Annotated in this window: 15 protein-coding genes; 8 read left to right on the forward strand and 7 right to left on the reverse strand. The window is 70.7% G+C overall.

The features are described 5' to 3' along the window. Positions 1-22: 22 nt before the first annotated feature. A complete protein-coding gene (gene arfB, locus ACFVT5_RS11970) occupies positions 23-454 on the reverse strand; it encodes an alternative ribosome rescue aminoacyl-tRNA hydrolase ArfB (protein WP_389884787.1) in 432 nt (143 codons plus the stop codon). Between the two features lie 228 nt (positions 455-682). On the opposite strand from arfB, the gene ACFVT5_RS11975 reads away from it, so the two are divergent. Next, complete coding sequence (locus ACFVT5_RS11975) at positions 683-1258, forward strand: TerD family protein (protein ID WP_389884790.1); 576 nt, start codon at positions 683-685, stop codon at positions 1256-1258. A gap of 137 nt (positions 1259-1395) precedes the next feature. Here ACFVT5_RS11975 and ACFVT5_RS11980 read toward each other — a convergent pair whose 3' ends face one another. Beyond that, complete coding sequence (locus ACFVT5_RS11980; RefSeq protein WP_389884793.1) at positions 1396-2715, reverse strand: M1 family metallopeptidase; 1320 nt, start codon at positions 2713-2715, stop codon at positions 1396-1398. A gap of 744 nt (positions 2716-3459) precedes the next feature. Here ACFVT5_RS11980 and ACFVT5_RS11985 point away from each other — a divergent pair. Continuing rightward, positions 3460-3963 (forward strand): hypothetical protein, encoded by a 504-nt coding sequence (locus tag ACFVT5_RS11985; RefSeq protein WP_389884796.1) that lies wholly within the window; start codon positions 3460-3462, stop codon positions 3961-3963. A 545-nt stretch (positions 3964-4508) separates the two neighbouring features. Here ACFVT5_RS11985 and ACFVT5_RS11990 read toward each other — a convergent pair. Beyond that, positions 4509-5177, reverse strand: a complete 669-nt coding sequence (locus ACFVT5_RS11990) for a pentapeptide repeat-containing protein (RefSeq protein ID WP_389884799.1) — start codon at positions 5175-5177, stop codon at positions 4509-4511. Positions 5178-5492: 315 nt separating this feature from the next. On the opposite strand from ACFVT5_RS11990, the gene ACFVT5_RS11995 reads away from it, so the two are divergent. The 3 genes from ACFVT5_RS11995 to ACFVT5_RS12005 all read left to right on the forward strand — a co-directional run bounded on the left by ACFVT5_RS11995 (position 5493) and on the right by ACFVT5_RS12005 (position 9544). After that, positions 5493-6767 carry an FAD-dependent oxidoreductase gene (locus ACFVT5_RS11995; RefSeq protein WP_389884802.1) on the forward strand — a complete coding sequence of 425 codons (1275 nt, stop codon included), beginning with the start codon at positions 5493-5495 and terminating at the stop codon, positions 6765-6767. A 74-nt stretch (positions 6768-6841) separates the two neighbouring features. Continuing rightward, a complete protein-coding gene (locus ACFVT5_RS12000) occupies positions 6842-7873 on the forward strand; it encodes a zinc-binding dehydrogenase (RefSeq protein WP_389884805.1) in 1032 nt (343 codons plus the stop codon). A 174-nt stretch (positions 7874-8047) separates the two neighbouring features. Then, positions 8048-9544, forward strand: a complete 1497-nt coding sequence (locus tag ACFVT5_RS12005) for an MFS transporter (RefSeq protein WP_389884808.1) — start codon at positions 8048-8050, stop codon at positions 9542-9544. On the opposite strand, the gene ACFVT5_RS12010 is transcribed toward ACFVT5_RS12005, so the two are convergent. Together ACFVT5_RS12010 and ACFVT5_RS12015 are read right to left on the reverse strand one after the other, a co-directional pair. After that, a complete protein-coding gene (locus ACFVT5_RS12010; protein ID WP_389884811.1) occupies positions 9525-10022 on the reverse strand; it encodes a GNAT family N-acetyltransferase in 498 nt (165 codons plus the stop codon). The two genes, ACFVT5_RS12005 and ACFVT5_RS12010, sit on opposite strands and share 20 nt — an antisense overlap. Before the next feature lie 28 nt (positions 10023-10050). Beyond that, the gene (locus ACFVT5_RS12015; RefSeq protein WP_389885281.1) at positions 10051-10851 is read right to left on the reverse strand and encodes an epimerase; all 801 of its coding nucleotides are present in this window, start codon (positions 10849-10851) and stop codon (positions 10051-10053) included. A 77-nt stretch (positions 10852-10928) separates the two neighbouring features. Between ACFVT5_RS12015 and ACFVT5_RS12020 the strand changes: the two genes are divergently transcribed. Further along, positions 10929-11534: a TetR/AcrR family transcriptional regulator gene (locus tag ACFVT5_RS12020; protein WP_389884814.1), complete on the forward strand. Its 606-nt coding sequence runs from the start codon at positions 10929-10931 to the stop codon at positions 11532-11534. Between the two features lie 37 nt (positions 11535-11571). Here the strand turns inward: ACFVT5_RS12020 and ACFVT5_RS12025 are convergent, their stop codons facing one another. Beyond that, complete coding sequence (locus ACFVT5_RS12025) at positions 11572-12474, reverse strand: aminoglycoside phosphotransferase family protein (RefSeq protein ID WP_389884817.1); 903 nt, start codon at positions 12472-12474, stop codon at positions 11572-11574. Positions 12475-12599: 125 nt separating this feature from the next. On the opposite strand from ACFVT5_RS12025, the gene ACFVT5_RS12030 reads away from it, so the two are divergent. Together ACFVT5_RS12030 and ACFVT5_RS12035 are read left to right on the forward strand one after the other, a co-directional pair. Next, positions 12600-13343, forward strand: coding sequence for a rhomboid-like protein (locus ACFVT5_RS12030; RefSeq protein WP_389884820.1), 744 nt, complete (start codon positions 12600-12602; stop codon positions 13341-13343). Next, positions 13340-14746, forward strand: coding sequence for an NAD(P)/FAD-dependent oxidoreductase (locus tag ACFVT5_RS12035; protein WP_389884823.1), 1407 nt, complete (start codon positions 13340-13342; stop codon positions 14744-14746). The genes ACFVT5_RS12030 and ACFVT5_RS12035 overlap by 4 nt, the downstream gene beginning before the upstream one ends. On the opposite strand, the gene ACFVT5_RS12040 is transcribed toward ACFVT5_RS12035, so the two are convergent. Continuing rightward, complete coding sequence (locus ACFVT5_RS12040; RefSeq protein ID WP_389884826.1) at positions 14743-15345, reverse strand: hypothetical protein; 603 nt, start codon at positions 15343-15345, stop codon at positions 14743-14745. The two genes, ACFVT5_RS12035 and ACFVT5_RS12040, sit on opposite strands and share 4 nt — an antisense overlap. Positions 15346-15392: the final 47 nt, after the last annotated feature.

The raw sequence follows: 15392 nt of genomic DNA on the forward strand, positions 1-15392 counted from the left end.
TCAGGTGTCACTCAGGTGTCCCTCAGGTGCCCCAACCCTGGCCCGAGCGCCCCCGCTTCGTGTCGGAACGCTGCTTCTTCTCCCTCAGGCGCCGCTCATTGATCCCGCGTGGGATCCGGGTCGCCTTCCGGGGCCGGGGTGGCGGTGCCGTCGCCTCCGCGAGGAGCCCCGCGAGGCGGACAGCCGCCGTCTCCCGGTTCCGCCACTGGGACCGGTGCTCCGACGCCCGTACGCTCACGACCCCGTCGACCAACCGGTCCGCGAGCCGTTCGAGCGCGCGCTCCTTCCACACCGGCGGCAGCGCGTCCGTACCGGCGACGTCGAACCGCAGCTCCACCTGTGTGTCGCTGGTGTTGACATGCTGTCCGCCGGGCCCCGACGAACGCGAGAAACGCCACATCAGCTCGGCGTCCGGCAGGACGACCGAGCCACGGATGACGTAAGGACCAGGCATGGCTCCATGGTCCCGTCCCGAACGCCTCGCGTCACCCGCTTTTCCACGCGTGTGACGAACCTGTACGCCGAACCCGTACGCCTAACCGAGGCACCCGTACGGCGAAATCAGGCCGAGTAAAGAAAGTAAAGACACCCGGAACCTCCAGGTCCCCCCTTGGCGTTCATAGGGGTGACGGTAGCTTCGTCATCAGTACGGAGCCCGCACACCAAAGGAAAGGGACTTCCCATGGCTGTAAGCCTGTCCAAGGGCGGCAATGTCTCGCTCACCAAGGAGGCACCGGGCCTGACCGCCGTCACCGTCGGCCTCGGCTGGGACGTCCGGAGCACGACCGGTACCGACTTCGACCTCGACGCCTCTGCCATCGCGGTGAACACCGAGGGCAAGGTCTATTCGGACGCCCACTTCATCTTCTTCAACAACAAGCAGACGCCGGACCAGACCATCGTCCACACCGGCGACAACCGCACGGGCGAGGGCGCGGGCGACGACGAGGCGATCAACGTCAACCTGGCCGGCCTCCCCGCCGACATCGACAAGATCGTCTTCCCAGTCTCGATCTACGAGGCGGAGAGCCGCAGCCAGAACTTCGGCCAGGTGCGGAATGCCTACATCCGCATCGTCAACCAGGCCGGCGGCACCGAGATCGCGCGCTACGACCTGAGCGAGGACGCCGCGACGGAGACGGCGATGGTCTTCGGCGAGCTGTACCGCAACGGCGCCGAGTGGAAGTTCCGCGCCGTAGGCCAGGGCTATGCCTCGGGCCTGGTCGGCATCGCCCAGGACTTCGGCGTCAACGTCTGATTCGACGTCTCACTCGACGTCCGACTCGACGTCTGATCGGGACACCGGTCACGTGAGCCTCGGTGGGGCAGGCCACCCGGCCCGCCCCACCGAGGCTCTGGCTTACCTTGACGTGTCTTGTCTTGATCCTGTCTTGGCTACGGACTACTCGGCTTACCGTCCCCGTACAGCCAACTCGCCCAGATGTACCGCAACTTCGACATCCTTGACGACGTCGGTCCCGCGTCGCCCCCCGCCACCTTCTCCACATAGGCGATGAAGTCGGCGGTGCCGGCGTTGCCGTGCCGGTGCGCGGCGGCCCAGCCCTTCAGGATCGAGTGGAAGGTGTCGTCGCCGACGGTCTGCCGCACCTTGTGCAGCACCATCGCGCCCCGCTCGTAGACGGGACTGTCGGAGATGTGCGCGGCGCTCGACGGAGTGGCGGGCGGGTAGGCCCAGACCGCCTTGCCTTCCTTGGCGTCGTCGTAGTAGTCGCCGCGGTAGAGCGCGTCGAAGGTGTGCTGCGCGCTGTCGCCTCCGTGGTCCTCGTCCCACATCCACTCGGCGTATGTCGCGAACCCTTCGTTCAGCCACATGTCCCGCCAGGACTTCGGGGTCACGGAGTCGCCGCACCACTGGTGGGCCATCTCATGGATGAGGGTGCCGAGGTCGGGGGCGCCGGGGAAGACGGGCCGGTTCTGGGTCTCCAGCGCGTAGCCCGCGGCCCCGTCCCGGGCGACGACGGCCCCGGTCGACGAGAACGGGTACGCCCCGAAGTTCTTCTCCTCCCACGCCACGATCTCCGGAATCCGGTCGAGGACCTTCTCGCTCGTCTTCGCCTCCGCCGGGTCGACGGCGACGTACACGGGCAGCTTCCGCCCGTCCGCCGCCTTGATCTCGTACGTCTTCGTCTCGTACGGGCCGATCGCCACCGTCGCCACATAGCTCGCGACCGGTTCGCCGGCGTGCCAGCGGAACGTCGTCCGGCCGCCCGAGGTCCGCTCGCTCCTCAACTCCCCGTTCGACACGGCCTTCAGCCCCTCCGGGACCGTGATCGCGATGTCGTACGACGCCTTGTCGGACGGGTGGTGATTGCCGGGGTACCAGGCCATCGAGCCGGTGGGTTCGCCCAGGCCGAGCGCACCGTCCCCGCTCCGCAGCCAGCCCTCCTCGGAACCGTCGGGATCGGTGATCGTCACCGGCTTCCCCGCGTACCGGACCGTCGTACGGAACTCCACCCCCTTGCCGATGTCGTCATGCGGCCGGACCGTCAGCTCCTGCCCGGCACGTGCGGTCTCCGCCGTCCTGCCGTCCACGGTCACGGACCGGACGTCCAGCCCCTTGAGGTCGAGGTTGAACGCGCTGAGCTCCTTGGTCGCCCGCGCCGTGATCTCGGCGGTACCGGTCAACTGCTGCGACTTCGGTTCATAGGCGAGGGTGAGCCCGTAGTGAGCGACGTCGTACCCCCCATTCCCCATCCCCGAAAAATACGGATCCCGCACCCCCACACTTCCAGGAGTCCCCCCACCCCCACACCCCACCAGCACCAACCCAAGCCCAACCCCTAGAACAACGGCCCGGGACCGGGTGCGACGGGCGACCGGGGGGCGGGGCTTCGGGGGGCGGGTGTTCGCCGGGTGGGGAGGGGTGTGGTGGGGAGGGGGTAGGCGGGGGTCGGTGTGGTGGGGGGAGGTGAGGCGGGAAGCGGTGCCTCGCGGCGCGGTGGGAGGAGCTACGCGGGGGCGGGAGTCGGTGCGGCTGTTGGGGCGGGGGTCGGTGGGGTTGGTGTCGCGGGGAGGGTCGGCGGGACGGGACTCGGTGCGACCCATGTCGGTGAGGCGCGGTTCGGCGTGGTCGATGTCGACGGTGTCGGCCTCGGCGGGACGGGGGTCGGTGGGGCGGGGCTTGGCAGGGTCGGTACCGCTGGGATCGGTCTCTGCCGAACGGGCACCAGTGGGGCAAGCACTGGCGGGACCGGCGTCGCTGGGACGGGACTCGGTGCGGCCGGGGTCGCTGGTGCCGGGCTCGGCAGGACGGATGTCAGCGGGGCGGGGCTCGGCAGGGCGGGGGTCGGTGCGGAGCGTGTCGCTGCGGTGGGCCGATGTCGGACGGGGCTCGGTGGGGTGCGGATCCACGGGCAGATCCTATGCGGCGGCCGGTACCGGAGCGGTGGGGTCGCGCCCGCGTCAGGGGGCCTTCACCCCCGTGACACCATCACCCGTGTGCTCGACATCGGATACGCCCTCTCCAACCGTTTCCCGGACCCCCCGCAGACCGACTACCGCCGCGCCGACGTCCACGCGCTGCGGCACGATCTGTTCTGCGGTGACGTCTACCTCGCCGACACCAAGGCGGACCGGGAACTGTCCACAGCCTGGGGATGGGTACCCGTACTCGACTTCGCGTGGGCGCTGTGCGACATCGTGGAGACGCTCGACCAGGACCCACGCGGCAGCCGCGCCTCGCGTCCCCAGTACGCCGAACTGGACTTCACCGAGTCCACCGACCGCCTTCTCTTCGAGCGCCGCTTCGGGTGGGTGGACATCGAGGCCGAGTGGCTGCCGGCGGACGAACCCCCGCTGACCTTCTCCCACACCGAACTCCGCCGCGAGGCACGCGACTTCCTGAACGACCTACTGGCAGACCTGACCGACCTCCACGAGGGCTTGGCGGACAACCCCATCACCTGGACCCTCCAGTCCCGCTTCCCCCGCCTCCCCCGCTAACCCGAGGTCCCCCACCCCGTCGCGCACCACCGGCGCACTGCCCGGACCAACCTGCGGCGAAGTGCCCTCGCCCAAACCGCCCAGGCACCGCCCGACCACCCCATCACGTCGCACCACGGCGCCCATCCCCCGAGCCGGGAATCACCCCACCCGCACCCCTGGCAAGGACACCCCTCCGCGACACCGGCGAGCCACCACCGCATCCCGCAGCCCCCGTCCCGCCGAACCCACACCCATCCCCCGGCCAGGAGTCACCCCGTTCACCCGAGGTCGGCCCCCGTCAGACCGAGACCCCGAGGTTGAATCCCGCCGCCACGGCGCCCAGCCACCGCCATCCGGGTCCGGCGGCATGGAGACCCGCCCCACCGCCCCACCGCCCAACCGTCTTACCTCCGTGCTCCCTATCTCCGACCTCCCTATCCGCAACCTCCCCGCCTCCCACCTCTGGCCATCGCCCCACCCCGACCGCCCCCGCCGGAGCACCGCCCGGCCGCCGGCCGCCCCAGGTTCGACGGGACCAAGCCCCGGTCTTTGGCCGTCGGGCTCTAGTCCGACTCCACCCGCACCCCCAACTCCCCCGCGAACAACTCGGCCAGATCCAGCAACTGGTGAGGAGAGATCACCGCGCCCGTAAGCCCCCGTACTCCTCGGGTGATCTCCAGGTGGGCCGCGCCCCGTAGGTCCACGTCCGTCATCTTGGCGGCGCCCAGGTCCGCCGCCTTGAGTGTGCAGTCCTGGAACTCCACCCGCTCCAGCACGGCGCCGCCGAAATCCGGCTCGGCGAGGACGCAGGACTCGAAGACGACGTCCTTGAGCCGGGCCTGCCGCAGATTCAGATAGTCGATCTTTCCGCCACGCACCACCACCCTTTCCAGTACCGCTCCGTGCAACTGCACCCCGCCCAACCGCGCATCGACCAGCTCGACGTCCCGCAGCGTCGCCCCGGCGAGGTCCGTCCCCACTCCCCGCACCTCCGTGAGCCGCGAGTCGAGGAAGCGGGCCCGGGTCAGCCTGGTCTCATCGAGCGCGCAGCCCGTCACCGCGCAGTCCATGAAACGGGCGCCCGCCCCGTCCTGCCCCACCAGGTCGAGGTCACGGAACTCCACCCCGTCGTAATCCCCGTCCGGCTCCAACTCCCCTTTCTCGTACGCCACCAACGGCGGCAACCGCAATTCGGGCCGCCGCGCCTTCTTCACCGCCGCACCTCGCACCATGCCCCCATGCTGCACCCCACCACTGACAATCGCCCTGACCAGCACAGACGCCCCGATCACGCACCTGATCACTCCTCCGATCACGGCCGCGACCACCCATCGACCACCCATCGACCGCTCCCCGGCCACACCCTCGAAGACCCCTCGCCACCCGGACCGCCGGCCGCACCATCCGCCGCACCGCCGACTGCCCCGCCACCCCCACCCCCGACCTCAGCCCCACCCCGCCACGCCGCCACCCCGATGTCACATTTCCACCCCCCTCCGCCGTCGTACTCCGGACAGCACCCGCGACCGCGAGGGAGACCCCCAGCCATGCACCCGATCACCGTCATCGGCGGCGGCTTCGCCGGACTCACCGCCGCGATCACCGCCGCCGAGGCGGGCGCCAAGGTCACCGTGTACGAGGCCCACCACACCCTGGGCGGCCGGGCACGGACGGCCGACGGCCCGTACCGGACCAACGAAGGCCCGCACGCCCTCTACAACGGCGGACCCCACTGGACCTGGCTACGACAGCGCGACCTGCTCGGACCGCTCGCCCCGATCCCGCCCCTGGAAGCCACCCGAATGCGTTTCCGGCGCCGGGGAACTCTGCGCCGCACCCCTCCGTTCCCCATGTTGAGACTGCTGCGCCACCGGTCCGAACAGGCCCCTGTCGACTCGGACTTCCGCACCTGGGCGGCAGCTCTCATAGGAGAGGAGTGCGCGCTCGCCGCCGCGCACTACTCGGCGGTCGCGCTGTTCCATCACGATCCGGGCTCCCTGTCGGCCGCGTTCGTGCAGGAGCGGTTGCGCCGTGCCATGAAGCTGCCGCCGGAGGCCCACTATCCGCGCGGCGGCTGGGCGACCGTCATCGAGCGGATGGCCGCCCACGCCTGGAACCTGGGGGTCCGGGTGGAGACGCAGTCCCGCGTCGACACCCTGCCCACGGACACCCCGGTCATCGTCGCGACGTCGCTGGAGGCTGCCCGCCGCCTCCTCCGTGACCTCTCGCTGACGTGGGACAGCGGGCGCACGGCGCTGCTCGATCTGGCGCTGCGTACCCGCAAGGGCGACCCGTTCGTCGTGTCCGACCTGGACGCGCCGGGCTGGATCGAGCGGTTCACCGCCCAGGACCGCGATCTGGCACCGCACGGGGAGCAGTTGCTCCAGGGACAGTTCCCGATTGCCCCCGACGAGAGCAAGGCCCAAGGCGTCGCGCGCGCCGAGGAGTTGCTCGACCTGGGCTTCCATGGATGGCGGGAGCGTACGGTCTGGCGCCGGGAGGCGCTGGCCCAGGGCCGTACGGGCGCGGTCGACCGGCCGGGTACGACCTGGCGGGACCGGCCGGCCGTGGACCGGGGAGACGGGGTGTTCCTGGCCGGTGACCAGGTGGCGGCGCCGGGGGTGCTGTCCGAGGTGTCGTTCACCAGCGGCATCGAGGCGGCGACGCTGGCACTGCGGCTCGGGACCGGTACAGGAACAGGCACCGATACAGGAACCAGTGCAGGAACAGAGACAGGGACCGGGACAGGGACCGGTACAGGAAAAGGGGCTGGCGATGGGCGGGCGGAGTCGGCTCGGGACATCGGCTGGTCCCGGGCTTGACCTCAAGTGAGCTTGAGGTATGAGAGTTCGGGTGTCAGATCGTCCCTGTCATCCGTCTCTAGGGAGATTCCGCCATGCATGCCATCCGTCTGCACGCCTTCGGTCCGGCCGCGAACCTGAGGTATGAGAAGACCGACGATCCGGTGCCGGGGCCGGGTCAGGTCGTGATCGCCGTCGCCGCGGCCGGGGTGCATCTGCTGGACACGGCGATACGGGAGGGGATGCGGGGGCCGCTGCCGGAGCCGCCCGAGTTGCCGACGATCCCGGGCCGGGAGGTCGCGGGTACGGTCACGGCGCTCGGGGACGGGGTCGCCGGGGAGTGGCTGGGCAAGCGGGTGGTCGCCCATCTCGGGTTCGCCCCGGGCGGGTATGCCGAACTCGCCGTCGCGGATGCCGACCGTCTGCATGAGATACCGGGGCGGCTGGACTACGCGGAGGCGGTCGCGATGATCGGTACGGGGCGTACGGCGATGGGGATCGTGCAGTTCGCGGAGCCGTCGGCCGAGGACGTCGTGGTGATTCCCGCCGCGGCGGGAGGAATCGGGACGCTGCTGACGCAGTACGCGAAGCACGCCGGCGCCGTGGTGGTCGGGTTGGCGGGCGGTCCGGAGAAGGTGAGGAGGGTACGGGAGAACGGGGCGGATCTGGCGGTCGACTACAAGGAGGCGGGATGGCCGGAGAAGGTAAGGGAGTTTCTGCGGGAGTTGCCGGTGAGTCCGTCCGGGCAGGGGCGGGCGGCGACGATCGTGTTCGACGGGGTCGGGGGTGACGCGGGGCGGGAAGCGGTCGATCTGCTCGGGCCCGGCGGCCACCATGTGGTGTTCGGCTGGTCGGGGAAGGGCTTGCACGACGGTGGGCCGCTGACGTTCTCGGAGGAGTATCTCGACAGCCGGGACATCACGTCGGAGCAGGTACTGGGCCCGGTGATGATGCGGAAGGCGGGGGGTGTCAGCCCGATTCGTACCCTGGAGCTGAGGGCCCTGGCCGGGGCGGCGGCCGGCCGTCTCGTACCGGCGACCCAGCGCTACCCCCTCGCGGACGCCGCCACCGCCCACCGCGACCTGGAGTCCCGAGCCACCACGGGCAAGGTCGTCCTGGAACCGTAGCGAGGGCCTTTGGCACAGGGCCCGACACAGGGCCCGACACACGGCCCGTCACCCCGTCCCGGTCCGGATGCGACCCGTCCCTTTCCGTGGTGTTCTGGCTGGATGAGCATCCGCCGACCAGGCGATACCCCGGGGCGCGAGCCCGAGGGAGTCGCCCGGGGAACGGCCGAGGGAATGGCCGAGGGAACGCGGGGCGCCTACGAGGGGCAGGACCCGCACCGCTGGTGGGGGCTCGTGATCATCGCGCTGGCGCAGCTGATGGTGGTGCTCGACGCCACCATCGTGAACATCGCCCTCCCCTCGGCCCAGATGGACCTGCACATCTCCAACGGCAACCGGCAGTGGGTCATCACGGCGTACACGCTGGCGTTCGGCGGGCTGCTGCTGCTCGGTGGGCGGATCGCCGACTACGTGGGCCGCAAGCGGACGTTCGTGATCGGGCTGATCGGGTTCGCGGCGGCGAGCGGGTTGGGCGGGGCGGCGGTCAACAGCGGGATGCTGTTCGGTGCGCGTGCGCTCCAGGGCACGTTCGCCGCGCTGCTCGCGCCGTCGGCGCTGTCGCTGCTGACGACGTCGTTCTCGGATCCAAAGGAGCGCGCGAAAGCCTTCGGTATCTACGGTGCCATCGCGGGCGCCGGCTCGGCGATCGGCCTGATCGCGGGTGGTGTGCTGACCGAGTACCTGGACTGGCGCTGGTGTCTGTATGTGAACGTGCCGATCGCGATCATCGCCGTGTTCGGGGCGTCCGCGCTGCTGCACGACCGGCCGGGACATGCCGAGGCGCGGCTCGACATACCGGGTGTGGTGCTGGGGTGCGGGGGTCTGGTCGCCATCGTGTACGGGTTCAGCGAGGCGGAGCCGCGGGGCTGGACGGACCCGCTCGTCCTGGGGCTGCTCGCCGGAGGGGTCGCGCTGTTGCTCGCGTTCGTCTGGTGGCAGACCCGGGCCACTCATCCCCTGCTGCCGCTGCACATCATCCGGGACCGCAACCGCGCGGGCTGCTTCCTGACGATGGGGCTGACGACGATCGGGCTGTTCGGCACATTCCTGTTCATGACGTACTACTTCCAGACGGTGCTGGGGTACTCGCCGCTGAAGACGGGGATGGCGTTCCTGCCGATGACGGTGATGATCATCATCGGGTCGACCCAGGTGTCGGCCCGGCTGATGGGGCGTCTGCCGCCCCGCTTCCTGATGGTCCCGGGGCTGCTGCTCGCGTCGGGTGGGCTGGCGATCCTCACGCAGCTCACCGTGCAGGCCGAGTACGCCACCCATCTGCTGCCCGCCGAGTTGCTGATCGGCCTGGGCATGGGCATGACCTTCATGCCGGTGATGGCGACCGCGACACAGGGTGTGGCGCCGCAGGACTCGGGAGTCACGTCGGCCACCGTCAACACCTCGCAGCAGGTGGGCGGTTCCATCGGTACGGCGCTGCTCAACACGATCGCGACGAGTACGGCGGCGGCGTATGTGGTCGCCCATCTGCGGAACCCGACCCAGGTCGAGGAGATCACCCGGGTGGGTGTGGTGCACGGCTACACCGTCGCCATCTGGTGTGCGGTCGCCATCATGCTCGCCGCCGCGGTCATGGCCGGCCTTATGGTCACCGTGAAACCCCCGCCGAAGCACCCGGCGGCCCGGGAGGGCCCGGTCACCGAACCGGCGACGTGACCCCGGAGGTCCCCAGGGCGGCCAGGGACGCGTCCGTCATCCGGTACACCGTCCACTCGTCCTGGGGCTGTGCGCCGAGGGAGCGGTAGAAGTCGATCGAGGGCTGGTTCCAGTTGAGGACCGACCACTCCAGGCGCTCGTAGCCGCGCGCGACGCAGATCCGTGCCAGTTCGCTCAGGAGCGCCTTGCCGTGGCCGCCGCCGCGCCGGTCGGGACGTACGTAGAGGTCCTCCAGGTAGATGCCGTGCACGCCGCGCCAGGTCGAGAAGTTGAGGAACCAGAGCGCGAAGCCGACCGGTTCGCCGGTCCCGTCGTCGACCGCGAGATGCGCGTACGCGGCGGGCCGCTCCCCGAACAGCGCCTCGTGGAGCTGCGCCTCGCTCGCGCGCGCCTCGTGCTCGGCCTTCTCGTACACGGCCAGCTCACGGACCATGGCGTGGATGACGGGGACGTCGGCGGGGACAGCGGTACGAATCATGGCCTCACGCTAGCCTCCGCGCATCCGGTCACAGGCCGCGGGCCACGGCGTTGATCCGACGGCTGTCCAGGTGGCGTTGGGGAGCGCCGGTGGTGGCGATGTTGATCATCGCGCGGGCGAGCTGTTCGGTGGTGGTGACATGGCTCGGCGCCAGCCTCCGGATCAGGGGGTAGAGGGGGCGGGCCACCGCGTACAGCGCGCGGTACAGAGGGGTCTTCGAGGTGATGCCGTGCAGGGGCTGGATGTATCCGGGGCGGAAGAGGTAGGTGTTCATGGGGAGGGCGAGCAGATGGTTCTCGGTCTCGCCCTTGACCCGGGCCCACATGACGCGGCCCTGTTCGCTGCTGTCGCTGCCCTGCCCGGAGACGTAGACGAACGTCAGGTTCGGGTTGGCGGCGGACAGGGTGCGGGCCGCGGTCAGGGTGAGGTCGTGGGTGACGCGCCGGTACGCCTCTTCCGACTGGCCGACGGAGGAGACGCCGAGGCAGAAGAAGCAGGCGTCGTAGCCGGACAGTTCGCCGGACAGTTCACTGGGCAACTCGTCGGCCGATTCGTCGGCCGCAGGCTCGTTCGCGTCCGCCGATCCGGCCGCCTCTTCGGCCGCCGATCCGTACCGCGCCATCAACCGTGCGACGTCCGGGTCCGTGATCTCCCGCAGTTTCGGGTGGTCGACACCGGTGGGGGTTCGCCCGATGGCGAGCACCTCGGTCACGGCGGGGTCGCGCAGACACTCGCGCAGAACGCCCTGACCGACCATGCCGGTCGCCCCGAAGATGATCGCCTTCATCCGTGTGCCCAACTTTCTTGTCGTGGGTTCCCACTCGGTCATACGCACTGGCCGAGCATTCAATGTAGGCGGTGACTACAATGCTGTCAATGACAACATCGGCTGCTAGGGTGCCCGGCATGGCGTACCACCACGGAAACCTGCGGACCGAGTTGCTGGCCCGCGCCGAAGCCGTCATCGCCACGGACGGCGTCGATGCTCTGTCCCTGCGCTCCCTGGCCCGCGACATCGGGGTGTCCCACGCGGCCCCCGGCCGGCACTTCCCGGACAAGCAGGACCTGCTCGACGCACTCGCCGTCGAAGGTTTCGACCGGCTCGGCACGCAACTGAAGGAAGCCGCCTCGAAGGACGCCGCCTCCGAACCGACGACGGAAGCCACCTCCGGCAGCGGGGCATTCACGGACCGCGTGATCGGCACCGCGCTCGCCTACGTCCGTTTCGCCACCGACCACCCGGCGCTCCTTGAGCTGATGCACGCGCGCAAGCACCGTGAACCGAGCGCCGACCTCCGCACGGCCTCCGACGCCTGCGGCGTGATCCTGCTCGGTCTCCTCGCCGACAGCGATACGGAGATCGGTGACCCCGAACGCTTCGGCGTGATCCTCCTCGCCACGCTCCAGGGCATCGCCGCCCTGACCGCCGGCGGCGCCCTGCCCCCCGCGCACCACCCCGACGACCTCGTGACCGACGCCGTCCGACGCCTCCTGCGCGGCTCAACCGGCTGAGCCACCTCAACCGCCACCTCACCCCACCGTGGCGCCGCTACAACCGCCCCGCCACCAACAACTCCCCGATCCGCATCTGCGTCGCCTGTACGGGCTCGCCGTCCTGGATGTCCCACAGCGTGTTCTGGAGCACCCGGCCGAGCGTCCAGGCCGCCGCGCGCCGCCGGTCCAGGTCCAGTACGTCCGTCATCAGGTCGAAGCGCCACAGCACCTCGTCCTCGTCGTACCGGTTGCCGAGGGCGGGCAGCAGGTCGAAGCCCGGGTCGCCGACCAGCGGTTTCGGGTCAATGGCGAGCCAGGGTTCGCGTGCGGCGGCGAGGATGTTGTCGTAGTGCAGGTCCCAGTGCAGCAGCCGGTCGCCGGGCTCGCCGAGCACCTCGCGTACGGCGGCTCCGCAGTCCGCGACGATCCGCCGGGCCGCGAGGTCCGGTACGCGGGGCAGCGCGTCCGGCAGTCCGGTGAGCATGTCCGTCGCGATGTCCGCGAGCCGCCGCACCCCGACAGGCCCCGGCAGGGCGGTGAGCCGGGCCAGCAGATCGGCGAGGATCCGTACGGCCGCGCGGGAGTCCTCGACGTCGGAGAGATGGCGGGACTCGTCCAGCCGTTCGAGGAGCAGGGTCGCGGTGTCCTTGTCGTGGTCGAGCAGCCGGGCGGTCCCGGCGCCGTCCCAGAGCCGCAGAGCCAGCCACTCGTGCTCGCTCTCGCTGTCCCTGATCTGCATCTTCAGCGCGGCGGGCGTCCCGTCGGACCGTACGACCGGCAGGACCAGGGCGGCCATCCCGTTCATCGAGGGCCCGGTGACGGTCAGGTCCCACCGGTCCAGGTACTCCGCCGCCCGCCCGGGCAGCCCCTCGATGAACGCCCGGCCCGCCGCACCGTTGATCTTCGTCTGCGTGGCGGCCAGCTCGCCCGGAATCTCGATGTCAGGGAGGCGGGTCATCCTCCCGATCCTAGATATCCCGCGCCCCACGCCCCACCCACTGAAGTCCGGCCCCGGAATCCCCCCGTACCCCCACCCCGCCCTCCTGACATGCGCCCCGCCCCCCGCCATGCGTGAATCACCCCATGGGCCCCCCACCCGACGCCCGCGCCGACCGGCACCGGCGCGGCCGTCTGCGTACCCTCCGTTCCGCCGCCAAGGTCGCGGCGCGCGCCGTCGCGTCCTATGTGCGGCGTGCGCCGGGTACGTACATCTGGCTGGCGATCCTGTTCGTGACGACCGTCGCGCTGCACCAGATGTCGCCGGACTTCGAGGAGGACTTCCTGCGGCAGCGGTCCACCAATCTGCACGAGCTGTCGAGCGACCCGGTCCGGGTCCTGTTCTCCAGTGCCCTGTGGATCGACGGGGGCCGCTGGCTCCCGTACGCCGTCCTCTACACCGTCTTCCACGCGCAGGCGGAACACTGGCTCGGCACCGTTCGCTGGCTCACGGTCGCCGCCTCGGCGCACATCCTGGCCACCTTCATCAGCGAGGGCGCCCTGCTGTGGGCGATCCGGCACGGCATCGCGCCGCATTCGGCCGTCAACACCCTGGACGTGGGCGTGAGTTACGCGCTCGCCGGGGTCGTCGGCGTCCTGACGTACCGCATCGCGTCCCCCTGGCGGTATCTCTACCTCCTCGGCGTCCTGCTCGTGTACGGCACCCCGCTGATCACCGGCCGCACCTTCACGGACCTCGGGCACTTCACCTCCGTCCTGATCGGTCTGGCCTGCTATCCGCTGACCCGGGGCCGGGGTCCGGCCTGGAATCCGATGGTCACCCTCGCCCGGGGCAGACGGCGCGTACACCGGGTAACGTCCCGCCCATGAGCAGCACGACCAGCAGCACGGTGAACGGCGGCATATCGTTCTGGTACGCGCGGGAGGGCATCCCCGCCCCGCGCGAACCCTTCCCCGGCGACGCGAGCGCCGACGTGGTCATCGTCGGCGGCGGCTACACCGGACTGTGGACGGCGTACTACCTGAAGAAGGCGGCGCCCTTCCTCCGGATCACCGTCCTGGAGCAGAAGTTCTGCGGCTACGGGGCCTCGGGCCGCAACGGCGGCTGGCTGTACAACGGGGTCGCGGGCCGTGACCGGTACGCCAAGCTGCACGGCAGGGAGAGCGCCGCCCGGCTCCAGCGGGCCATGAACGACACGGTCGGCGAGGTCATCCGGGTCGCGGGCGACGAGGGCATCGACGCCGACATCCACCACGGCGGCGTCCTCGAAGTCGCCCTGACACCCGCGCAGTTGGCCCGGCTGAAGGCGTACCACGAGGCGGAGGTCGGGTACGGCGAGAAGGAGCGGGTGCTCGCCGACGCCGACGAGACCGCCGAGCGGATCAGGGTGAGCGGCGCACTCGGCTCCTCCTGGACCCCGCACGGCGCCCGGCTGCACCCCGTGAAGCTGGTACGGGGCCTGGCGCGGGCGGTGGAGGCGCTGGGCGTGACGATCCACGAGTCGACGCCCGTCACGGAGATCAGGCCGAAGCACGCGGTCACCCCGTACGGCACGGTCCGCGCGCCCTATGTGCTGCGCTGTACGGAGGGTTTCACGGCCTCGCTCAAGGGTCAGCGCCGCACCTGGCTGCCGATGAACTCCTCGATGATCGCCACCGAGCCGCTCACCGACGAACAGTGGGAGTCCATCGGCTGGGCGGGCCGCGAGACCCTCGGCGACATGGCGCACGCCTATATGTACGCCCAGCGCACCGCCGACGGCCGGATCGCGCTGGGCGGCCGGGGCGTCCCGTACCGCTTCGGTTCGCGCACCGACAACGACGGGCGCACCCAGGCCGGGACGATCGAGGCGCTCCGCGGGATCCTGACCCGTTTCTTCCCGCAGCTGGCGGGGGTCGAGGTGGCCCACGCGTGGTCGGGTGTGCTGGGCGTGCCGCGTGACTGGTGCGCCACGGTCACCCTCGACCGGGCCACGGGCCTCGGCTGGGCGGGCGGATACGTCGGTTCCGGTGTCGCGACCGCCAACCTCGCGGCGCGTACCCTGCGGGACCTGGTCCAGCAGGACTCGGCCCAGTCGGGCCCCACCGATCTGACCGCGCTCCCCTGGGTGAACCACAAGGTCCGCAAGTGGGAGCCGGAGCCGCTGCGGTGGCTGGGGGTGCACGGCATGTACGCCACGTACAGCGCGGCCGACCGTCACGAACTCACCACGCGCTCGACGGACTCGTCACGGCTGGCACGGATCGCGGACCGGGTGGCGGGGCGGTCCTAGCGGCCGGCACCCAGTGGGCCGGGGTCGCGTCGGCCCAGGGTCGCGGTGACCCATATGAGCAGGACGGTGACGATGACGGTCGCGGTCAGGCCCACCGCCCACAGCCAGTCGTAATGGCGGAACGCCCAGCTCGGGGTGCCGGAGGGGCCCCGCCTGGTCTCACCGTCATTCGCGGCGTTGAAGGCGAGGACCACGAAGGGCAGCAGGGGTGCCGCCGCCACGACCGCCAGAGCGAAGTGGCCCAGGGAGCGGGCGGAACGGGTCTTCCACGACCGGCGGCCCGGTCGGCTCACCGCCCACGCCGACAGGGCGACGAGGCAGGGGGCCACGGCACCGATGGTCAGGGCGAAACCGTAGGCGCCGCCGGGCCAGGTGTCGGCCGCCCAGCGCCAGGTGTCGTCGCCCCAGAGCGAGTCGACGAGCGCCAGCAGCACGATGCCGCCCGCGAACACCAGGAAGACGAGGAGCCCGAAGCCGAACCGCCGTGCCTTCCCGGACTTCGTACGCGCGGCGCCCCGCCGGGGTACGGACCGCCGCCGCTCGTACCGCAGCGCCGCCGGTGCCGCCTTCGGACGTCGGGGCTTGGCGGAGCCTCCCACGGTGATGCCTCGCTCTCTGACGCGCCCTGACGCTCTCGAAGTTCTCG

The organism is Streptomyces sp. NPDC058001 (assembly GCF_042886315.1).
Taxonomy (GTDB): Bacteria; Actinomycetota; Actinomycetes; order Streptomycetales; family Streptomycetaceae; genus Streptomyces.